We start from the raw sequence: 24,254 nt of genomic DNA, 5'->3' as shown, positions 1-24,254 counted from the left end.
GCGTGATGCCACCGCGACCGGCGCGGCACGGCGCGCCCTGCGCGCATGCCCGCCCACACTTCTGGAGGTACCCCCATGTCCCGTCGCGACCAAGACGCCCTTCCCCTGACCGCGGCGCAGCGGGAGATCTGGCTCGCCGAACAGAGCTCCCGGACGCCGATCCCGGGCTACCGCGTCGGCGAGTGCCTGGAGATCCACGGGCCGGTCGATCCGCAGCTGTTCGAGGCCGCGCTGCGCCGGGTGGTCGACGAGGTCGACGCCCTGCACGTGACCTTCGTCGACGACGGTGACGGCCCGCACCAGATCCCGCGCGCCACCTGGGACTGGACGCCCACCCACCTCGACCTCGGTGCGGAGCCGGACCCGCGGGCGGCGGCCATGGAATGGATGGAGCGCGACCTGGCCCGTCCGTTGGACCTCGCCGCCGATCCGCTGTTCGGCCACGCACTGATCCGGCTGTCGCCCACCGAGTTCCTCTGGTACCTGAACTACCACCACCTGGTGCTGGACGCGATCAGCAGCTCCATGGTCCGGCAGCGGGTCGGCGAGGTCTACTCGGCACTCGCCGAGGGCGCCGCCGTGCCGCCCTGCCCGTTCGGCTCGCTGCGGGACCTGGTGGAAAGCGACACCGCCTACCGCTCGTCCGCCGACTTCACCGCCGACCGCTCCTACTGGACCGGGCGGTTCGCCGATCTGCCCGCCCCGACCCGGCTCACCGACACCACCGCGACGGACCCGCACCAGACCCTGCGCCTGGCCGGAGAGCGGGAACTGCGCCGCCCCGAGGCGCTGCGGGCGGCGGCGGCCCGGGCCGGCGTCCGCTGGTCCCGGGTGGTGGTCGCGGCGACCGCGCTCTACGCCCACCGTCTCAGCGGCGCACAGGACGTCGTGCTCGCCCTTCCCGTCACCGCCCGTCGGGGCTCCGACCGCGACCTGTTGTCAGTGCCCGGCACCATGTCCAACGTGGTCCCCCTGCGGCTGACCGTGCGACCGGACATGCCGTGGGGCGAACTCGTCGCCCAGGCGGCACGGGAGGTCGACTCGGCCGTCGCGCACGAGCGCTACCGCAGCGAGGACCTGCTGCGCGACCTCGGCGCGCCCGGCAGCATCGGCACGGCGTTCCCGCTGATCGTCAACATCATGGCCTTCAACGCCAGGCCGAGCTTTGCCGGGCACCCCGCGTCAGTTCACCACTTCGTGTCGGGATCGACCACCGACCTGGCCGTCTGGGTCTTCGACTACCGCGACGGCAATCCCCCGCTGCTCAGGCTGCACGGCGCGCCGCAGGCGTACGGCGACGACGACCTCGCCGCGCACCAGCAGCGGCTGCTCGCCCTGCTCGACGCCGTCGCGGACTGCGACCCGGACGAGGAGGTCGGCAGGATCGATCTGCTCACCGCGCGGGAGCACGGTGCGCTGGCGGCGCTGGGGACCGGGCCGGTGGCGCGGGTTCCGGCTGTGAGCCTGCCGGAGTTGTTCCGGGAGCGTGTCGCGGCGGCTTCGGGCCGGGTCGCGTTGGTGTGCGGTGATGTGTCGTTGACGTATGCGGAGTTGGATGCGCGGGCGAATCGGTTGGCGCATGCGTTGATGGCGCGGGGTGCGGGGCCGGAGCGGTTGGTGGCGGTGGTGTTGCCGAGGTCGGTGGAGTTGGTGGTGGCGATCTTGGCGGTGGTGAAGTCGGGTGCGGCGTATGTGCCGGTGGACCCGGAGTATCCGGCGGCTCGGGTGGCGTATCTGCTGGAGGATGCGTGTCCGGTTGTGGTGGTGACCGACGCGGGTACCGGGGGGCGGTTGCCGGCGGGCGGTGCCGACTGGTTGGTGCTTGACGATCCTGCGACGGTTTCCCTGGTGGCGGGTTGTCCGGCGGTCGATCCGGGGGTGGCTGTCGATCCTCGCCACCCGGTGTACGTGATCCACACCTCCGGTTCCACGGGCAGGCCCAAGGGCGTCGTGGTCACCCACGGCGGCCTGCTCAACCTGCTCACCGACCACCGGCTGGTGCGGTTCGCGCCGCTGCTGGAGGACCGGCAGCGGCTGCGGGTGGCCCTGACCACCTCGGTGTCGTTCGACGCCTCCTGGAACCAACTCTCGGCCCTCTTCGCGGGTCACGAGCTGCACGTCCTGGACCACGCGACCCGGACCGACCCCGAAGCCCTGGTCGACTACACGGCGAGCCGAGGGCTGGACTATGTGGAGGCCACTCCCTCCTATCTTCAAGTCCTCCTCGCCCATGGACTGCTGGACGATCCGCTGCGTCGTCCGGCACTGGTCGCGGCGGGTGGGGAGGCCGTTCCGGAGCAGGTGTGGGAGCGGTTGCGGGCGGCCGGTGGGGGCTCCTGCCTCAACTTCTACGGACCGTCCGAATGCACCGTCAACTCGGTGGTCGCGGACGTGGCCGCGAGTCCGCGTCCGGTGATCGGCCGGCCCGTCACCAATGCCCGGTTGTACGTGCTCGATGCCGCGTTGCGGCCGTTGCCGGCGGGTGTGGCGGGTGAGTTGTACATCTCGGGTGCGGGGCTGGCGCGTGGCTACCTGGACCGGCCAGGTCTGACCGCGGGGCGGTTCGTGGCGGACCCGTTCGGTCCGGACGGGTCGCGGATGTACCGCACCGGTGACCTGGTGCGGTGGAACCCGGAGGGGAACCTGGAGTTCCTGGGCCGTACCGACGACCAGGTCAAGGTCCGCGGGTTCCGGATCGAACCCGGCGAGATCGAGGCGGCGCTCGCCGAACACCCACAGGTCGCGCGGGCCGTCGTCACGGTACGCACCGACGAGGAAACCCGGTTGGTCGCCTACGTCCTCCCCGACGCGGGGCAGACCGTCCGAGCGGACGCGCTGCGGGACCGGCTGCGGGAGCGGCTGCCCGCGTACATGGTGCCGTCGGCGTTCGTGGTGCTGGACGAGCTGCCCCTGACCCCGAACGGCAAGCTCGACCGGCGCGCTCTCCCGGCGCCCGGACAGCAGCCCGCCGCATCGGGCCGCGCACCGCGCACCGCGGTCGAGCACCTGCTCTGCGGGCTGTTCGCCGAGGTGCTGGGGGTCGCCGAGGTCGGGCCGGACGACAGCTTCTTCGACCTCGGCGGGCACTCCCTGCTCGCCACCCGGCTGGTCGCCCGGGCCCGGTCCGTGCTCGGCGTGGAGCTGAGGCTGCGCGACCTGTTCGACGCGCCGACGGTGGCGGAACTGGCGGCCGCGGTGGACGTCGCGGGCCGGGCGCGCCCGGCACTGGGGCGGCGCGAGCGCCCCGCGGTGGTCCCGCTGTCCTTCGCGCAGCGGCGGCTGTGGTTCCTGCACCGGCTGGAGGGGCCGAGCGCCACCTACAACATCCCGCTGACCCTGCGGCTGTCCGGAATCCTGGACCAGCGTGCCCTGGAAGCCGCACTGGCGGACGTGGTCGAGCGGCACGAGAGCCTGCGTACCGTCTTCCCGGTGGTCGACGGCGTGCCGTACCAACGGGTGCTCGGCCTCGACGCCGCACGGCCGCGGCTGCGGGTGACCGAGGTCGGTGAGCACGACCTGCCGGACCGGCTGGCGGAGGCCGCGCGGTACGGCTTCGAGCTCTCCGAGGAGCCGCCGCTGCGCGCCGAACTGTTCCGGCTCGGCGCGGACGAGCACGTGCTGCTGCTGGTGGTGCACCACATCGCCGGCGACGGCTGGTCGACCGGACCTCTCGCGCGGCACCTGACGACCGCCTACGCCGCCCGGAGCGAGGGCGCGAAGCCGCAGTGGCCGCCGCTGCCGGTCCAGTACGCCGACTACGCGCTCTGGCAGCAGGAGCTGCTGGGTGACGGCGCCGACCCGGACAGCCTGCTCAACGGCCAACTCGCCTACTGGCGCGAACAGCTGGCGGACCTGCCCGAGCAGGTCGAGCTGCCCTTCGACCGACCCCGGCCGGCGGCGATGTCCTACCAGGGCGCCCACCTGCCGGTGCGGATCGACGCCGAGCTGCACCGGGGCCTGCGCGCGCTCGCCCGTGACGGCGGAGCCAGCCTCTTCATGGTGCTCCAGGCCGGCCTGGCCGCTCTGCTGGGCAAACTCGGGGCCGGCACCGACGTTCCGATCGGTACCCCGGTCGCGGGACGCACCGACGAGGCCCTGGACGACCTGGTCGGCTTCTTCGTCAACACCCTGGTGCTGCGCACCGACCTGTCCGGCGACCCGTCGTTCACCGAACTGCTGGGCCGGGTGCGCTCCGACGCGCTGGCCGGGTACGCGCACCAGGACGTGCCGTTCGAGCACCTCGTGGAGGCGCTGAACCCGACCCGGACGCTGGCGCACCACCCGCTGTTCCAGACCCTGCTCACGCTGCAGAACGCGCCGTCCGGCACCTTCGACCTGCCGCGGCTGCGGGTGGCGACCGACCTGGTCCCCACCGGGACGGCCAAATGCGACCTGACCTTCGTCCTGGCCGAACAGCCCGGCGAGGACGGGCTGTCGGGCGTCGTGGAGTACAGCACCGACCTGTTCGACGCGGCCACCGTCAGCGGGATCGTCGAGCGGTGGCTGAGGCTGCTGCGCGCCGTCGTCGCCGCCCCCGGCCGACGGATCGGGCAGGTGGACGTGCTGTCCACCGACGAGCTCCGGGCGCTGCTGCCGGCCGGCACCGACCAGGGCGACGAGCGGCCGGAGTCCGGCCTGCCCGCGCTGTTCGAGCAGCAGGTCCGGGCGAACCCGGCCGCGGTCGCCCTCACGGACGGCGAAGCCACGCTCACGTACGGCCAGTTGAACGCCCGCGCCAACCAGCTGGCGCATGCCCTGGCCGACCGGGGGGTGGGGCCGGAGCAGTTGGTGGCCCTGGCCCTGCCGCGCTCGGCGGAGTTGGTCGTGGCGGTGCTCGCGGTGCTCAAGGCCGGCGCCGCGTACGTACCGGTCGACCCCCAGTACCCGGCCGCCCGGATCGCCTACCTGCTCCAGGACACCCGACCCGCGCTGCTCGTGACGACCAGCCGGATCGGAGAGCTTCCGGGGGCGGACCACGTGGACCGGCTGCTGCTGGACGCCGCGGACCTGGACCGGCTGCCGGACACGGACCTCGGGGTCCCGGTCGACCCGAGCCACGCCGCCTACGTCATCCACACCTCCGGTTCCACCGGCAACCCCAAGGGCGTGGTGGTCCCGCACCGCAACGTGGTGCGCCTGTTCGGCACCACCCGGGAGCTGTTCGACTTCTCCGCCGAGGACGTGTGGACCCTCTTCCACTCCTACGCCTTCGACTTCTCGGTGTGGGAGCTGTGGGGCCCGCTGCTGCACGGCGGCCGGCTGGTGGTCGTGGACCACGAGACCAGCCGCTCGCCCGGCCGGTTCCTGGACCTGCTCGCCCGCGAGCGGGTGACGGTGCTCAACCAGACACCGTCCGCCTTCTACCAGCTGATGGAAGCGGACGCGGAGGCTCCGGAGACCGGCAGCCGGCTCGCCCTGCGCACGGTGGTGTTCGGCGGCGAGGCGTTGGAGCACAGCCGGCTGGCCGGCTGGTACCGCAGGCACCCGCAGGACGCGCCGCGGCTGGTCAACATGTACGGCATCACCGAGACCACGGTGCACGTCACGTACGCGGCGCTCGACCGGTCCGGCACCACCGCCGGCCAGGTCGGCGCGGCCCTCCCGGACCTGCGCGCGTACGTGCTCGACAGCGGCCTGCGGCCGGTGGCCCCGGGCGTGCCGGGCGAGCTGTACGTCGCGGGAGCGGGCCTGGCGCGCGGCTACCTCAACCGGCCCGGCCTGACCGCCGGCCGGTTCGTGGCGGACCCGTTCGGAGCGCCGGGGTCGCGCATGTACCGCAGCGGCGACGTGGTGCGCCGCGCGGCTGACGGCGGCCTGCGCTACGTCGGCAGGGCGGACCAGCAGGTCAAGGTGCGCGGCTTCCGGATCGAACTCGGCGAGGTCGAGGCGGCGCTGGCCGGGTACCCCGGCATCGCCCAGGTCGCCGTCCTGGCCCGGCAGGACCGCGCCGACGACACCCGGCTGACCGCGTACCTGGTGCCGGCCGCGGGCGCCGCACCGAGGTCCGCGGACCTGCGGGAGCACCTGCGCGAGCGGTTGCCGGAGTACATGGTGCCGTCGGCGTTCGTCGTGCTGGACGCGCTGCCGCTGACCGTCAACGGCAAGCTGGACCACCGGGCTCTGCCGGCACCCGACCTCGCCCCGGCGGCCGCATCCCGCGCGCCGCGCAGCCCGCAGGAGCAGATCCTCTGCGAGCTGTTCGCGGAGGTCCTGGGGGTGGCGTCGGCCGGTGTCGAGGACGGGTTCTTCGACCTGGGCGGGCATTCGCTGCTGGCCACCCGTCTGGCCGCCCGCATCCGCGCGACGCTCGGCGTGGAAATGCCGCTGCGCACGCTGTTCGAGGCGCCGACCCCGGAGGGTCTGGCCGCCGCCCTGGTGGCGGCCGGGCCGGCGCAGGTCGCCCTGGCCCGGCGCGAGCGCCCCGCGGTGGTCCCGCTGTCGTTCGCGCAGCGGCGGCTGTGGTTCCTCCACCAGCTGGAGGGAGCCGGCGCGAACTACCACATCTCCCTGGCCTGGCGGCTGTCCGGGGACCTGGACCGACCGGCCCTGGCGGCCGCCGTCGCGGACGTGGTGGCCCGGCACGAGAGCCTGCGCACCGTCTTCCCGGCGGTGGACGGCGTGCCGTACCAGCGGGTGCTGGACATCGAGGCAGCCCGCCCGCGACTGCCCGTGCACCGGACCACCGAGGCCGGGCTGCCGGCCGCCATGGCGGAAGCGAAGGACCGCCCGTTCGACCTGGCGGTCGACGTGCCGCTGCGGGGCGAGCTGTTCGAACTGGCGCCGGACGAGCACGTCTTCCAGGTGGTGCTCCACCACATCGCGGGTGACGGCTGGTCGCTGGGCCCGCTCGCGCGGGACCTGACCGCCGCCTACGCGGCGCGCCGCCGCGGCGAAGAGCCGCAGTGGGAGGAACTGCCGGTCCAGTACGCCGACTACACCCTGTGGCAGCACGAACTGCTCGGCGACTCAGCCGATCCGGACAGCTTGTTCGCCGGCCAGGCGGACTACTGGACGAAGGCGCTGGCCGGTCTGCCGGAACGGGTCCAGCTGCCCACCACCCGGCCCCGTCCGCCGGTCGCCTCGCACCGTGGCGGCTCCGTGCGCGCCGGGCTGGACGCCGAGCTGCACCGCGGTCTGCGCGAGCTCGCCCGCGCGCACGGGACCAGCCTGTTCATGGTGCTCCAGGCAGGGCTGGCGGCGTTGCTGAGCAAGCTCGGCGCGGGAGACGACATCCCGGTCGGCAGCCCGGTCGCCGGTCGGACCGACCAGGCGCAGGACGAGCTGGTCGGCTACTTCGTCAACACCCTGGTGTTCCGTACCGACACCTCGGGTGATCCGACGTTCGCCGAGCTGCTGGACCGGGTCCGGGACACCGCGCTGGCCGGCTACGCCCACCAGGACCTTCCGTTCGAGTACCTGGTCGAGGTCCTGAATCCGGCCCGGTCGCTGGCGCACCACCCGCTGTTCCAGGTCATGCTGGTGCTGCAGAACGCACCCCGGGCCGACTTCGCCCCGGCCGGGCTGCGGGTCGGCGAGATGCCGCCCACGTCGACCACCGCCAAGCTCGACCTGATCTTCACCATGTCCGAGCGGTACGCGGAGGACGGCTCTCCGGAGGGGATCGACGGGTCCGTCGAGTACGCCCTCGACCTGTACGATCCGGCCGCCGTCGAGGCGATGATCGGGCGGTGGGAGCGGTTGCTCCGCGCCGCGGTCGCCGACCCGGGGCAGCGGGCCAGCCGGATCGACCTGCTCACCGACGAGGAGCACCGCCGGCTTGACGCCCTCGGCACCGGGCCGGTGGCGCGGGTTCCGGCTGTGAGCCTGCCGGAGTTGTTCCGGGAGCGTGTCGCGGCGGCTTCGGGCCGGGTCGCGTTGGTGTGTGGTGATGTGTCGTTGACGTATGCGGAGTTGGATGCGCGGGCGAATCGGTTGGCGCATGCGTTGATGGCGCGGGGTGCGGGGCCGGAGCGGTTGGTGGCGGTGGTGTTGCCGAGGTCGGCGGAGTTGGTGGTGGCGATCTTGGCGGTGGTGAAGTCGGGTGCGGCGTATGTGCCGGTGGACCCGGAGTATCCGGCGGCTCGGGTGGCGTATCTGCTGGAGGATGCGCGGCCGGTTGTGGTGGTGACCGATGTGCGGAGCGGGGGGCGGTTGCCGGCGGGCGGTGCCGATCGGTTGGTGCTTGACGATCCTGCGACGGCTGCTTCGGTGGCGGGTTGTCCGTCGGTCGATCCGGGGGTGGCTGTCGATCCTCGCCACCCGGTGTACGTGATCCACACCTCCGGTTCCACCGGCAGGCCCAAGGGTGTCGTGGTCACCCACGGCGGCCTGGCCAACCTGTTCGCCAACCAGTGGGCGCTGGTCTTCCGGACGGGGGAGCGGCTGCGGGTCGGGTTGACCACGTCCGTGTCGTTCGACGCCTCCTGCGACCAGCTCCTGGCCCTCTTCGCGGGTCACGAGCTGCACGTCCTGGACGAGGCGACCTGGACCGACCCGGACGCGTACCTCGAGTACGCCGCACGCGCAGGGCTGGACTATGTGGAGGCCACTCCCTCCTATCTTCAAGTCCTTCTCGCTCATGGACTGTTGGACGATCCGCTGCGCCGTCCGGCACTGGTCGCGGCGGGTGGGGAGGCCGTTCCGGAGCAGGTGTGGGAGCGGTTGCGGGCGGCCGGTGGGGGCTCCTGCCTCAACTTCTACGGACCGTCCGAATGCACCGTCAACTCGGTGGTCGCGGACGTGGCCGCGAGTCCGCGTCCGGTGATCGGCCGGCCTGTCACCAATGCCCGGTTGTACGTGCTGGATGCCGCGTTGCGGCCGTTGCCGACGGGTGTGGCGGGTGAGCTGTACATCTCGGGTGCGGGGCTGGCGCGGGGCTACCTGGACCGGCCGGGTCTGACCGCGGGGCGGTTCGTGGCGGACCCGTTCGGTCCGGACGGGTCGCGGATGTACCGCACCGGTGACCTGGTGCGGTGGAACGCGGAGGGGAACCTGGAGTTCCTGGGCCGTACCGACGACCAGGTCAAGGTCCGCGGGTTCCGGATCGAACCCGGCGAGATCGAGGCGGCGCTCGCCGAACACCCGCAGGTCGCACGGGCCGCCGTGATCGTCCGGCAGGATCGGCCGCAGGACCCCCGTCTGGTCGCCTACCTGCAGCCCGCCACCGGGGCGGAGCTCCGGACGGAGGACCTGCGGGCGCACCTGCGCGAGCGGCTGCCGGACTACATGGTGCCGGCCGCGTTCGTCTCTCTCGACACCCTGCCGCTGAACACCAGCGGCAAACTGGACCGGCGCGCCCTGCCCGCGCCCGAGTCCACCGCGACGCGGGCCGGCCGGGCACCGCACACTCCTCAGGAACAGGTGCTGGCGGGGCTGTTCGCCGAGGTGCTGGGCCTGCCGCAGGTCGGTGTCGACGAGGACTTCTTCGACCTCGGCGGGCACTCCCTGCTCGCCACCCGGCTGGTCTCACGGGTCCGGTCGACCCTCGGGGTCGAACTGGAGCTGCGCGCGCTGTTCCGCACCCCGACGGTGGCCGGGCTGGCCGCCGGTCTGGGCGGCGCCGACCGGGCCCGGCTCGCCCTGGGGCGGGCGGAGCGGCCCGAGACGGTCCCGCTGTCGTCCGCGCAGCGGCGGCTGTGGTTCCTGCGCCAGTTGGAGGGCGCCGCATCGGTCTACAACATGCCGCTCGCGTGGCGGCTCTCGGGACCGCTGGACCCGGCCGCCCTGGAAGCCGCGCTGGGCGACCTCGTCGACCGGCACGAAACCCTGCGGACGGTCTTCCCGGCTGTTGACGGCGTGCCCCGCCAGCAGGTGCTGGCCGCCGGTCAGGCGCGCCCGGGGCTGTCGGTCACCCCGGCCGACGAGAAGTCCCTGCCGCGACTGCTGACGTCGGCCGCGGCGCGCGGATTCGATCTGGCGGCCGAACCGCCGCTGCGCGCCGAGGTGTTCGAGGTCTCGGCGGACGAGCACGTGCTGCTCCTGGTGATGCACCACATCGCCGGTGACGGCTGGTCGCTGGGCCCGCTGGCCGCTGACCTGGCCACCGCTTACGCGGCGCGCCACCTGGGCGGGGAGCCGCAGTGGGCGCCCCTGCCGGTGCAGTACGCCGACTACACGCTGTGGCAGCGCGAGCTGCTCGGTGACGCCGCCGACCCGCGGAGCCGGTTCGCCGAGCAACTCGGCTACTGGAAGCGGCAGCTGGCCGACCTGCCGGAGCAGATCCGGCTCCCCGCCGACCGCCACCGCCCCGCGACCCCCTCCCACTCCGGCGGCCACCTGGCGATCGAGCTGGACGCCGAACTGCACGCCGGGCTCGTCCGGCTGGGCCGCGAGCACGGCGCCAGCGTGTACATGGTGCTGCAGGCCGCCCTCGCATCGCTGCTGGACAAGCTGGGTGCGGGAGACGACATCCCGGTCGGCAGCCTGATCGCCGGCCGGACCGACCAGGCGCTGGACGACCTGGTCGGGTTCTTCGTCAACACCCTGGTGCTCCGCACGGACACCAGCGGCGACCCGTCCTTCGCCGAACTGCTGGTCCGGGTCCGGGAGGGCGCCCTCGGCGCGTACGCGCACCAGGACCTGCCCTTCGAGCACGTCGTCGAGGCCCTCAACCCGGCCCGGTCACCGGCCCATCAGCCGCTGTTCCAGGTGCTGCTCGCGCTGCAGAACGTGCCCCGCACCGAGTTCGCGCTGAGCGGTCTGGCCGCCAAGGTCGTCCTGGTGCGGACACCGACGGCCATGTTCGACCTGGGCTTCCACCTGCTGGAGCGCGGCGGCACGGGCGGCCCGGCCGAGGGCATCGTCGGACGGGTCGAGTACAGCACCGACCTGTTCGATGCCGCCACGGTGGAGGCGCTGGTCGCCCGGTGGCTGCGGCTGCTGGCGGCGGTGGTCGCCGATCCGGAGCGTCCGCTGAGCCGGATCGACGTCCTCACCGCCGAGGAGCGGCACGAGCTGCTGGTCGTTCGCAACGACACCGCCCGCCCGGCCCCTGACACCACCCTGCCCGCGCTGTTCGAGGCGCGGGTCCGGGCGACCCCCGAGGCCCCGGCGCTGCTGTTCGAGGACACCGCGCTGACCTACCGCGAGCTGAACCGCCGGGCCAACCGCCTGGCCCACGCGCTCATCGCGCGCGGCGTGGGCCCGGAGCGGATCGTCGCCCTGCGGCTGCCGCGCTCGGCCGAGCTGGTGGTCGCCGTCCTCGCGGTGCTCAAGACGGGCGCGGCGTACCTGCCCGTCGACCCGGACTACCCGGCCGCGCGCATCGCGCACATGCTTCAGGACGCACGCCCGGCCGTGGTGCTCGACGACCTCGCGGCCGTCACACCGGCCGGGGAGCTGCCGGAGCACGATCCGGCCGTTCCGGTGGACACCCGGCACCCGGCCTACGCCATCTACACCTCCGGTTCCACAGGCCGGCCCAAGGCCGTGGTGATGCCCGCCGCCGGGCTGCTGAACCTGCTGGCGTGGCACCACCGGACCGTCGGTGGCGAACCCGGCACGCGCACCGCCCAGTTCACCGCGATCAGCTTCGACGTCTCGGTGCAGGAGATGCTGTCCGCGCTGCTGTACGGCAAGACCCTGGTGGTGCCGACCGAGGAACAGCGCCGCAGCGCCGAACTGTTCGCCCGCTGGCTCGACCGCCACCGGGTCGAGGAGCTGTTCGCGCCGAACCTGGTGGTCGAGGCGCTGGCCGAAGCCGCCGAGGAGGCCGGGCTCGACCTGCCGCACCTGCGGCTGGTCGCGCAGGCCGGAGAGGCGATGCGGCTGGGCGCTGCCGTGCGCCGCTTCCAGGCCGGCCGGCCGGGGCGGGTGCTGCACAACCACTACGGGCCGGCCGAAACCCATGTGATCACCGCCTACGCGCTGCCGGCCGACCCCGCCGACTGCCCGCTGCCGGTGCCGATCGGCCGTCCGATCGCGAACTGCCGCGCCTACGTGCTGGATTCGGCACTGCGACCGGTGGCCCCCGGCGTGCTGGGCGAGCTGTACCTGGCCGGAGCGGGTCTGGCCCGCGGTTACCTGAACCGGCCCGGGCTGAGCGCCGGGCGCTTCGTCGCCGACCCGTACGGCCTCGCCGGCACCCGGATGTACCGCACCGGCGACCTGGTGCGCTGGCGCGCCGACGGTGAGCTGGAGTTCGCCGGCCGGAGCGACCACCAGATCAAGGTCCGAGGATTCCGGATCGAACCGGGCGAGGTCGAGGCCGAGCTGACCGCGCACCCGGGCGTCGCCCAGGTCGCGGTGCTCGCCCGGGAGGACCGGATCGTCGCCTACGTCGTCCCCTCGGACGGGGCCGGGGCGACCGCCGCGACGCTCGGGGCGCACCTGCGCGATCGGGTGCCGGAGTACATGGTGCCGTCCGCGTTCGTGCTGCTGGACGCGCTGCCGTTGACGCCGAACGGGAAGCTGGACCGGGCGGCGCTGCCCGCGCCGGAGCCGGGTACGACCGTCGCCGGCCGGGCGCCGCGCACACCGCAGGAGCAGATCCTCTGCGAGCTGTTCGCCGAGGTGCTGGGCCTCGCCCGGGTCGGTGTCGACGAGGACTTCTTCGAGCTGGGCGGTCACTCGCTGCTTGCCACCCGGCTGGTCTCACGGGTCCGGGCCACCCTCGGGGTCGAACTTGAGCTGAGCGTCCTGTTCCGGACTCCGACGCCTGCCGGACTGGCGGCCGCGCTGCATCACGCCGGCACCGCGCGGCAGGCCCTGGTGCCACGGCCCCGCCGCGAACCGATGCCGCTGTCGTTCGCCCAGCGCCGGCTCTGGTTCCTCCAGCAGTTCGGGGCGCCGAGCGCCACCTACCACCTGCCGCTGGCGCTGCGGCTGTCCGGCGACCTCGACCGGGACGCACTGAGCGCCGCGCTCGTGGACATGGTGGCCCGGCACGAGACCCTGCGCACGGTCTTCCCGCACACCGCCGGAATCCCGCACCAGCGGGTGCTGGACACCGCCGAGGTCGCCGTTCCGCTGAGCGTGCGCCCGGCCGGCGAGGCGGAGCTGCCCGCCCTGCTGCGTGAGGCGGCGGTGCGCGACTTCGACCTGACCTCGGAAGTACCCCTGCGGGCGGAGCTGTTCGCGGTCGCGCCGGACGAGCACGTGCTGCTGCTGGTCATGCACCACATCGTCGGGGACGGCTGGTCCATGGGCCCGCTGGCCCGTGACCTGGCCGCCGCGTACACCACCCGGCAGGGCGGCGGGGCACCCGCGTGGCCACCGCTCCCGGTGACGTACGGCGACTACACCCTGTGGCAGCACGAGATCCTGGGTGACGAGCAGGACCCCGACAGCGTGTTCGCCCGCCAGGTCGCCTACTGGACGCGGGCGCTGGCCGGGTTGCCCGAGCAGCTGCGACTGCCCGCCGACCGGCCGCGCCCGGCCGCCATGTCGTACCGCGGCGACGTGCTGGAACTCCGGCTCGACCGGGAACTGCACGTGGCGCTGGTGGAGTTGGCGCGGCGTACCGGGTCGAGTCTGTTCATGGTGCTGCAGGCGGCGTTGGCGGCTTTGTACACGCGGTTGGGTGCGGGTACGGACATCGCGATCGGGAGTCCGATCGCGGGGCGTACGGACGAGGCGCTGGACGATCTGGTGGGGTTCTTCGTCAATACGCTGGTGTTGCGTACGGACACGAGTGGTGATCCGAGTTTCGTCGAGTTGCTGGGCCGGGTGCGGGAGACGGCGCTGTCGGCGTACGCGCACCAGGACGTGCCGTTCGAGCACCTGGTGGAGGCGCTGAACCCGTCCCGCTCGCTGTCCCACCACCCGCTGTTCCAGACCGGTCTGGTCGTGCAGAACGCGCCCGGTGGCGACTTCGAACTGCCGGGGCTCCAGGTCTCCGGGGTCGCGGTGCCCACCGGGACCGCGCGGCTCGACCTGACCTTCGGGCTCGCGGAGGAGTACGGACCCGAAGGGGCGCCGGCCGGAATCGGGGGTGGGGTCGAGTACAGCACCGACCTGTTCGACCGCTCGACGGTCGAGGCCCTGGCCGCCCGGTGGATCAGGCTGCTGACCGCGGTCGCCGCCGCACCCGACCGGCCGATCGGCGGGATCGACCTGCTGTCCGCCGAGGAACGCAGCGAGCTGCTGCCCGCCGTCGGGGACGCAGCGGCCGGGGCGAGCCTGCCCGAGCTGTTCGCGGCGCGGGTGGCGGCGGTGCCGGACGCGGTGGCGGTTGTCTGTGGGGGGACGGAGTTGACGTATCGTCAGCTCGATGTGCGGGCGAACCGGTTCGCCCATGCGCTGATCGCTCGGGGGGTGGGTCCGGAGCAGGTGGTGGCGGTGGCTTTGCCGCGGTCGGTGGAGTCGGTGGTGGCGGTTCTGGGTGTGTTGAAGGCCGGAGCGGCGTATTTGCCGGTGGACCCGGCGTATCCGCGGTCGCGGATCGCGTTCATGGTGGAGGACGCGCGTCCGGCGGTGGTGGTCGACGACGTTGCCATGGTGGTGGAGTGCTCCGATCGGCCGGAGAGCGATCCGCGGGTGGTGCTCGATGTGCGGCACCCGGCCTACGTGATCTACACCTCGGGCTCGACCGGCCGCCCCAAGGGCGTCGTCGTGAGCCACGCCGGCGTGGCGAGCCTGGTCGCCGAGCAGGCCGACCGGCTCGGTGTGGCGCCGGGCAGCCGGGTGCTCCAGTTCGCCTCGCCCAGCTTCGACGCGTCCTTCTGGGACCTCTGCGGCGCGCTGCTCACCGGCGCCGCCCTCGTCCTGGCCCCCGCCGAGGCGCCGCTGGAGGCCCTGACGGACCGCCGGTTCTCCGTCACCCACGTGACGCTGCCGCCCTCGGCCCTGGCCGCGCTGGACGGCGCCGAGCTCACGGCGACCACCCTGGTGGTGGCGGGTGAGGCGTGCCCGCCGGAGCTGGTGGAGCGGTGGGCGCCCGGGCGCCGGATGATCAACGCGTACGGCCCGACCGAGACCACGGTGTGCGCGACCATGAGCGACCCGCTCTCGCCGGGGACGGGCGTTGTGCCCCCGATCGGGCGACCGGTCGCGGGTTTCCGGGTGTACGTCCTGGACGAGCGGCTGCGCATCGTACCGCCGGGCGTGGAAGGGGAGTTGTACGTCGCCGGGCCGGGTCTGGCCCGCGGCTACCTGAACCGGCCGGACCTGACCGCGAGCAGGTTCGTCGCCGACCCGTACGGCCTCGCCGGCACGCGGATGTACCGCACCGGCGACCTGGTGCGAAGGCGCGCCGACGGCGAGCTGGAGTACGTCGGCCGAGCCGACCAGCAGGTGAAGGTCCGCGGCTTCCGCGTCGAACCCGGCGAGGTCGAGGCGGCCCTGGCCGAGCACCCCGCCGTCGCGCAGGCCGCCGTCGCGGCCAGGGACGACCGGCTCGTCGGCTATGTGGCGACCCGCCCCGACCAGGCCGTCCGCCCCGCGCAACTGGCGGCGCACCTGCGCGAGCGACTGCCGGACTACCTGGTGCCGGCCGTCTTCATGGTGCTGGACGCGCTGCCGTTGACGCCGAACGGGAAGCTGGACCGGGCGGCGCTGCCCGCTCCCGAAGCCGTTCCCGCGGGCAGCGGCCGGGCGCCGCGCACGCCGCAGGAGCAGATCCTCGCCGAGCTGTTCGCCGAAGTGCTCGACGTGCCGCGGGTCTCGGTCGACGACGACTTCTTCGGCCTGGGCGGCCACTCCCTGCTCGCCACCCGGCTGGCCGCCAGGGTGCGCTCGGTGCTCGGCGTGGAACTCGGCCTGCGCGCACTCTTCCAAGCACCCACCGTGGCCGGCCTCGCCGAGGCGCTGGCCGAAGCCGGCCGCGCCCGTCCGGCGCTGACCGCGTACGAGCGGCCCCAGTCGGTTCCGCTGTCCTTCGCCCAGCGCCGGCTCTGGTTCCTGCACAGCATGGACGCCGCCGCCGCGACCTACCACATCCCGCTGGCGCTGCGGCTGTCCGGCGACCTCGACCGGACCGCGCTGGACCAGGCGCTGGCCGACGTGGTGGCCCGGCACGAGAGCCTGCGGACGGTGTTCCCGGAGATCGCCGGCGTTCCCTGCCAGCGCGTGCTGGACTCGGCCGCGGTCCGCCTCCGGGCCCGGCCGACCGAGGTGACGCGGGACGAACTGCCGCAGCGGCTGGCCGGGAGTGCCCGGCAGCCGTTCGACCTGGCGACGGAACCGCCGCTGCGGGCCGAGCTGTTCGCGGTCGCGCCGGACGAGCACGTGCTGCTGCTGGTCATGCACCACATCGCCGCTGACGGCTGGTCCACCGGCCCGCTGGCCCGCGACCTGGCCGAGGCGTACGCGGCCCGCTGCGAGGGCCGGACGGCGAACAGGCCGGCCCTGCCGGTGCAGTACGCCGACTACACGCTGTGGCAGCGCGAGCTGCTCGGTGACGCGGCCGACCCGCGGAGCCGGTTCGCCGAGCAACTCGACTACTGGAAGCGGCAGCTGGCCGACCTGCCGGAACTGCTCCAACTGCCCGCCGACCGGCCCCGCCCGGCTGTCGCCGGCCGGCACGGGGACCATGTCGCCCTGGAGCTCGACCGGGAACTGCACGTGGCGCTGGTGGAGTTGGCGCGGCGTACCGGGTCGAGTCTGTTCATGGTGCTGCAGGCGGCGTTGGCGGCTTTGTACACGCGGTTGGGTGCGGGTACGGACATCGCGATCGGGAGTCCGATCGCGGGGCGTACGGACGAGGCACTGGACGATCTGGTGGGGTTCTTCGTCAACACGCTGGTGCTGCGTACGGACACGAGTGGTGATCCGAGTTTCGTCGAGTTGCTGGGCCGGGTGCGGGAGACGGCGCTGTCGGCGTACGCGCACCAGGACGTGCCGTTCGAGCACCTGGTGGAGGCGCTGAACCCGTCCCGCTCGCTGTCCCACCACCCGCTGTTCCAGACCATCCTTGCCGTGCAGAACGCGCCGATGGGACGGTTCTCGCTGCCGGGCCTCGATGTCGCCACCTACGCGGTCGCGACCGGAACCGCCAAGTTCGACCTCGGCGTGAGCATGGCCGAACAGTTCGGTCCTGACGGGAGCCCGGCCGGAATCGCCGGAACGGTCGAGTACGCCACGGACCTGTTCGACCGCTCGACGATCGCCGCCCTGGTCCGGCGCTGGACGCTCCTGCTGAAGGCCGTCACCGCCGACCCGGAGCGGCCGATCGGCGTGATCGACATCCTCGACGCCGACGAGAGGCACCGGCTGCTGGAGCGGGACAACGCGACCACCACGGACGTGGGCGCCGTCCCGGTGCCGCGGGCCTTCGCGGCGCGGGTGGCGGCGGTGCCGGACGCGGTGGCGGTTGTCTGTGGGGGGACGGAGTTGACGTATCGTCAGCTCGATGTGCGGGCGAACCGGTTCGCCCATGCGCTGATCGCTCGGGGGGTGGGTCCGGAGCAGGTGGTGGCGGTGGCTCTGCCGCGGTCGGTGGAGTCGGTGGTGGCGGTTTTGGGTGTGTTGAAGGCCGGAGCGGCGTATTTGCCGGTGGACCCGGGGTATCCGCGGTCGCGGATCGCGTTCATGGTGGAGGACGCGCGTCCGGCGGTGGTGGTCGACGACGTTGCCATGGTGGTGGAGTGCTCCGATCAGCCGGAGCGCGATCCGCGGGTGGTGCTCGATGTGCGGCACCCGGCCTACGTGATCTACACCTCGGGCTCGACCGGCCGCCCCAAGGGCGTCGTGGTGAGCCACGCCGGCGTGGCGAGCCTGGTCGCCGGACAGATCGAGCGCTTCGCGGTCGAACCCGACAGCAGGGTGCTCCAGTTCGCCTCGCCCAGCTTCGACGCCTCGGTGTCGGAGATCTGCACCGCCCTGCTGCGCGGCGCCACCCTGGTGCTGCCCCCCGCGGCCGATCCGCTCGCCGCGCTGACCGACCCGCGCCTCGACATCACCCACGTGACGGTCCCCCCGTCCGTGCTCGCCGCCCTGCCGGACGGCGCAGTGACCGTGTCGACGCTGGTGGTGGCGGGTGAGGCGTGCCCGCCGGAGCTGGTGGAGCGCTGGGCGCCCGGGCGCCGGATGATCAACGCGTACGGCCCGACCGAGACCACGGTGTGCGCGACCATGAGCGACCCGCTCTCGCCGGGGACGGGCGTTGTGCCGCCGATCGGGCGACCGATCGCCAACACCCGGGTGTACGTCCTGGACGACCGGTTGCAGCCGGTGCCGCAGGGCGTGACGGGGGAGCTGTACGTCGCGGGCGCGGGCCTGGCCCGCGGTTACCTGAACCGGCCCGACCTGACCGCGAGCAGGTTCGTCGCCGACCCGTACGGCCTCGCCGGCACGCGGATGTACCGCACCGGCGACCTGGTACGACGGCTGGGCGACGGTCAACTGCAGTACGTCGGCCGAGCCGACCAGCAGGTGAAGGTCCGCGGCTTCCGCGTCGAGCCCGGCGAGGTCGAGGCCGCGCTCGCGGAGCACCCCGCCGTCGCCCAGGCCGCCGTCCTCGCCCAGGACCACCGGCTCGTCGGCTACGTCGTCCCGCGCCAGGACACCGCCCGGGACAGCGGGCTGGAAGCGGACCACGTGGAGGAGTGGCAGGACATCTACGACGCCCTGCCCATCGCCCCCGGCGAAGCGGCCTTCGGAGACAACTTCGTCGGCTGGAACAGCAGTTACGACGCCAGCCCGATTCCGGTGGAGCAGATGCGCGAGTGGCGGGACGCCACCGTGGCCCGCATCCTGGCCCTGCGTCCGCGCCGGGTACTGGAGGTCGGGGTCGGCGCCGGCCTGCTGCTCTCGCAGATCGCGCCCCACTGCGACAGCTACTGGGCGACCGACTTCTCCGCCACCGCGATCGACGCCCTGGCCGCCCAGGTGGCGGGGGAGGAGCGGCTGACCGGGCGCGTGGTGCTGCAGACCCGTCCGGCGCACGACACCGACGGACTGCCGGCCGGGGAGTTCGACACCGTCGTGATCAACTCGGTGGTGCAGTACTTCCCGTCCGCCGACTACCTGGCGGACGTGATCGCCAAGCTGATGCGCCTGCTCGCCCCCGGCGGCGCACTCTTCATCGGCGACGTCCGCAACCTGCGGCTGCTGCGCCCGCTGGCCACTGCCGTCCAACTGCACCGGGCCGGCGACGGCGCCGACCGCGCGGCCGTGCGCCGCGCGGTGGAGCAGGCCGTCAGGGTGGAGAAGGAACTCCTGGTCGACCCGGACTTCTTCACCGTCCTGCGCGAGCACGGCACGGACATCGGCGCGGTGACCGTGGAGGTCAAGCGGGGCCGCCACCACAACGAACTGACCCGTTACCGCTACGAGGTGACGCTGCACAAACCGCCGCTCGCCCCGCGGCCCCCGAGCCGGTCCGTCGAGCTGGCGTGGGGGCGGCAGGTCACCGGGCCCGCCGGGCTGCGCGAGCTGCTCGCCCAGCCGCCCGCCGAGGTGGTGCGGATCACCGGGGTCCCGAACCGGCGCGTGGTACGGGAGGCAGCCCTGGCCCGGGCGGTGCAGGACGGGAACGAGCCGCTCCCGCAACTGCTGGAGCGGTTGCACGCCCCGGAAGAGAGCGACCTCCCCGACCCGGAGGACTTCCACGCCCTCGGGCGGGAGTTCGGCCGCGTGGTGGCCGTCACCTGGTCGGCCACCGCGGACGACGCCGTGGACGTGGTCCTCGCCGACCCGCGGACGCTCCACGGCTCCCCGGTCGAGCCGTACCGGTCGGCCGGGGCCACCGGCCGGGCGTTGTCGTCGCTGACCAACCGCCCCATCGGCGGCCGCGGCACCGGCGCCCTCCTCGGCGAACTCCGCGACTGGCTGCGCGGGCGGCTGCCCGACTACCTGGTCCCGTCGGCGTTCGTGGCGCTGGACGCGCTGCCGCTGACCGCCAGCGGCAAGCTCGACCGCAGCGCACTGCCGGCCCCCGACCTCGGCCGGGCCGCGGGCGGGCGGGCGCCGCGCACCCCGCAGGAGCAGCTCCTCGCCGAGCTGTTCGCCGAGGTGCTCGGGCTGGCGCAGGTCGGGGTCGAGGACAGCTTCTTCGACCTCGGCGGGCACTCGCTGCTGGCGACGCGCCTGGCCTCCCGGGTCCGGGCGACCCTCGGCGCGGAGCTGGAGGTCCGCACCCTGTTCGAAACCCCGACGGTGGCGGGACTGGCGGCCCGCCTGGACGGTTCCGGAAGGGCGCGGCCCGCGCTGACCGCCCGGCTGCGCCCGGAGCACGTGGAGCTGTCCTTCGCCCAGCGCCGCCTGTGGTTCCTGCACCGGATGGACGGTCCGAGCGCCACCTACAACATGCCGCTCGCGCTGAGCCTGACCGGCGACCTCGACCGGTCGGCCCTGCACGCCGCACTCGCGGACGTGGTCGCCCGGCACGAGAGCCTGCGGACGGTCTTCCGCGAGACGGGCGGCGTCCCGTACCAGGTCGTGCTGGACACCGCGCAGGCGCAACCGGCGCTGCCGGTGGTCGAACTCGACGCGAGCCGGCTGGCCGGGCAGCTCGCGGACGCGGCCCGGCGCGGCTTCGACCTGGCCGAACAGCCGCCGATCCGGGCCGAGCTGATCGCGCTCGCCCCCGACCGGCACGTGCTGCTGGTCGTGGTGCACCACATCGCCGCCGACGGCTGGTCGATGGGGCCGCTGTCCGCCGACCTCGCCGCGGCCTACGCGGCGCGCTGCCGTGACGAGCAGCCGCAGTGGTCCCCGCTGCCGGTGCAGTACGCCGACTACGCCGGCTGGCAGCGCGACCTGCTCGGCGACGCCGCCGACCCGGACAGCCTCTTCGCCCGGCAACTGGCCTACTGGAAGGAGGAACTGGCGGGCATCCCCCAGCAGGTGCAGCTGCCCGCCGACCGGCCCCGCCCGGCGGTCGCCTCCCAGCGCGGTGAGCGGGTCGTGGTCCGGCTGGACCCCGAACTGCACCAGGCGCTGCGGGAGCTGGCCACCGCACGCGGCGCCAGCATGTTCATGGTGCTGCAGGCCGGACTCGCCGCGCTGCTCACCCGGCTCGGCGCCGGTACGGACATCCCGATCGGCAGCCCCATCGCCGGCCGGACCGACCAGGCGCTCGACGACCTCGTCGGCTTCTTCGTCAACACCCTGGTGCTGCGCACCGACACCGGCGGCGACCCCGGCTTCGCCGAACTGCTCGGCCGGGTCCGGCACAAGGCGCTGGCCGCCTACGACCACCAGGACGTGCCCTTCGAGTACCTGGTCGAGGTCGCCAACCCGGTGCGCTCACTGGCCCACCACCCGCTCTTCCAGGTCATGCTGGCCCTGCAGAACGCCCCGCTCGGCGAGTTCGCGCTGCCGGGGCTGGAGACCGGCCACCTGGAGGCGCCCACCGGGACCGCGCGGGTCGACCTGACGTTCAGCCTCGCCGAGCAGTTCCGCCCGGACGGCGCCGCGGACGGACTGGTCGGCGCGGTGGAGTACGCCACCGACCTGTTCGACGCGTCCACCGTGGAACTGCTCTTCGAGCGCTGGGCCCGCCTGCTGCGCGCGGCGGCCGCCGACCCGGACCTGCCGATCGGCCGGATCGACCTCATGTCGGACGCGGAACGCCACCGGCTGCTGCACGGGTTCAACGACACGGCCGCGGAGCTGCCGTCGGCCTCGATGCCTGAGCTGTTCGCCCGCCAGGTGCGGGCCACCCCGGACGCGGTCGCGGTCGTGGCGGGCGGCACCGAACTGACCTACGCCGAACTCGACCTGCGGGCCGACCGCCTGGCGGCGGCGCTGGTCCGCCAGGGCGTACGGCCGGAGACGCCGGTCGCGGTCATGATGGACCGCTCGGCGGAGCTGGTCGTGGCGATCCTGGCGGTCATCAAGGCGGGCGGCGCCTACCTGCCGCTGGACTCGCGCTTCCCCTCCTCCCGGATCGACCTGATCATGCGGGAGAGCGGAGCCGCCCTGGTGCTCACCCCGGAGGTGCTCGCCGCACTGGCGCAGTCCGCGGCCGCCGACCCGTCCGACGTCGAAGTACCCTGCGCGCCGCAGCAGTTGGCGTACATCATGTACACCTCCGGCTCGACCGGACGGCCGAAGGGCGTGGCCGTCACCCACCGGGACGTGGTGGGCCTCGCGCTGACCCCCGAGTGGCGCGGCGGCGGACACGAGCGGGTGCTGATGCACTCCCCGACGGCCTTCGACCTCTCGACCTACGAGCTGTGGGTGCCGCTGCTCAACGGCGGCCGGATCGTGGTCGCGCCGCCCGAGCAACTCGACCTCGACCTCCTTCAGCACACGATCACCACGCACGGAGTGACCGGACTGTGGCTGACCGCCGGACTGTTCCGGCTGGTCGCCGAGGAGCGACCGGGCCTGCTCGCCGGGGTCCGCGAGGTGTGGACCGGCGGCGACGTGGTCTCCCCGGCCGCCGCCGCACGGGTGCTCGCGGCGTGCCCCGGCATCGAGGTGGTCAACGGGTACGGGCCCACCGAGGCCACCACGCTGGCGGCCTGCCATCCGGTGCACGGCCTCCCCGAGAACGCCTCGAGCGTGCCGATCGGCGCGCCGATGGCGAACATGCGCGCCTACGTGCTCGACGACCGGCTGCGGCCGGTGCCGACGGGCATGGTCGGCGAGCTGTACCTCGCGGGGACGGGCGTGGCCCGCGGCTACTTCGGCCGACCCGGCCTGACGGCGGAGCGCTTCACCGCCGACCCGTACGGGCCGGCCGGGAGCCGGATGTACCGCACCGGCGACCTCGCCTGGTGGCTCCCCGACGGGACACTGGAGTTCGCCGGACGCGTCGACCACCAGGTCAAGCTGCGCGGTCTGCGGATCGAGCCCGGAGAGATCGAGGCGGTCCTGGCCGGCTGCCCGGGCGTCGCCCAGGCGGCCGTGGTCGCCCGTGAGGACCGGCCGGGCGATAAACGGCTGGTCGCCTACCTGGTGCCCGTGCCCGAGGGCGCACCCGAGACGGCCGAGCTGGCCGGCCGGCTGCGCCGCGAACTGCCCGACTACATGGTGCCGGCGGCGTTCGTCACCGTGGACGCGCTGCCGCTGACCGCCAACGGCAAGCTCGACCGGGCCGCCCTGCCGGCCCCCGACTACGGGGCACGGGACGCCGGACGCGGCCCCCGGACCCCGCAGGAGCAGCTGTTGTGCGGCCTGTTCGCCGAGGTTCTCGGCCGGGAGCAGGTGAGCATCGACGACGGCTTCTTCGACCTGGGCGGGCACTCGCTGCTGGCCGCCCGGCTGGCCTCCCGGGTCCGCGAGACCCTCGGACTGGAGCTGGGGCTGCGCATGCTGTTCGAGGCGCCCACCGTGGCCGGGCTCACCGAGCGCCTGGCCATGAACGATCCGGCCGACGCGCTGGACGTCCTGCTGCCACTGCGCTCGACCGGGACGGCCACACCGCTGTTCTGCGTCCACCCCGGCGGCGGGATCAGCTGGTCGTACAGCGGGCTGCTGAACCACCTCGGCCCGCAACACCCGGTCTACGCTCTCCAGGCGCGCGGCCTCGGCCGGCCCGAACCGCTGCCGAGTTCCTACGAGGAGATGGCCGCCGACTACGCCGACCAGGTCCAGAAGATCCAGCCGGAGGGCCCCTACCTGCTGCTCGGCTGGTCCGCCGGCGGGCTGATCGCCCACGCGCTGTCCTGCGAACTGCAGGCGCGCGGCGAGCGGACCGCGCTGCTGGCGATCCTCGACGCCTACCCGGTGAAGGACGTGCGGTTCGAGGACGAACCGGTGCCCACCGTGCGGGACGTACTCGTCGGGGTGCTCGACGTGGACCCGGACGAGCTGGGCGACCGGGAGATCACCTACGCCGAGGTCGCCGAGGTACTGAACCGGCGGGGCAGCGCGCTGGCCGGCCTGAACGAGCGGCAGGTCGAGGTGATCGTCCAGATCATGATCAACAACGCGAAGCTGTCGGTCGACTTCGTCCCCGGCCGTTACGACGGAGACCTGCTGCTGTTCAACTCCACCATCGACCGGGGCCACGACGGCGCCGGGCCCGAGGTCTGGCGCCCGTACGTCGCGGGCCGGATCGAATCGCACGAGATCACCACCCGGCACGACCAGATGACCAAAGCGGGCTCGCTGGCCCAGATCGGCCCGATCCTGGCCGCCAGGATCGCCGACACCACCGGTGACGCCCGTGACACCACCCTTTCCCACCAGGAGGACTGACCCGTGACCAACCCCTTCGACGACCAGGACGGCACCTTCCTCGTCCTCGTCAACGACGAGAACCAGCACTCGCTCTGGCCGCAGTTCGCGGACGTCCCGGCCGGCTGGACCGTCGCCCACGGACCCGACACCCACGCCGCCTGCCTGGAGTACGTCGAGCGGGCCTGGACCGACATGCGTCCCAAGAGCCTCGCCGACGCCATGGACGCCCAGCGGTAGCGCGG

General features: G+C 73.5%; 2 protein-coding genes. Both read left to right on the top strand.

Annotated elements, in window-relative coordinates; translation table 11 throughout:
• Window positions 1-75: 75 nt before the first annotated feature.
• A complete protein-coding gene (locus ACIPAE_RS08925) occupies window positions 76-24,030 on the top strand; it encodes a non-ribosomal peptide synthase/polyketide synthase (RefSeq protein ID WP_402443885.1) in 23,955 nt (7,984 codons plus the stop codon).
• 3 nt (window positions 24,031-24,033) lie between these two features.
• Entirely contained in the window at window positions 24,034-24,249 is a 216-nt protein-coding gene (locus ACIPAE_RS08920; protein ID WP_329372866.1) for an MbtH family protein, read from the top strand.
• Window positions 24,250-24,254 lie beyond the last annotated feature (5 nt).

Source organism: Streptomyces sp. NPDC087270 (genome assembly GCF_044744625.1).
In the GTDB taxonomy this organism is placed as follows: Bacteria; Actinomycetota; Actinomycetes; order Streptomycetales; family Streptomycetaceae; genus Actinacidiphila.
This window is presented reverse-complemented; position numbering and strand designations above follow the sequence as displayed.

Excerpts from the sequence above, each read along its gene's own strand:
- ACIPAE_RS08925 (WP_402443885.1), top strand. The coding sequence starts at position 76 with ATGTCCCGTCGCGACCAAGACGCCCTTCCCCTGACCGCGGCGCAGCGG.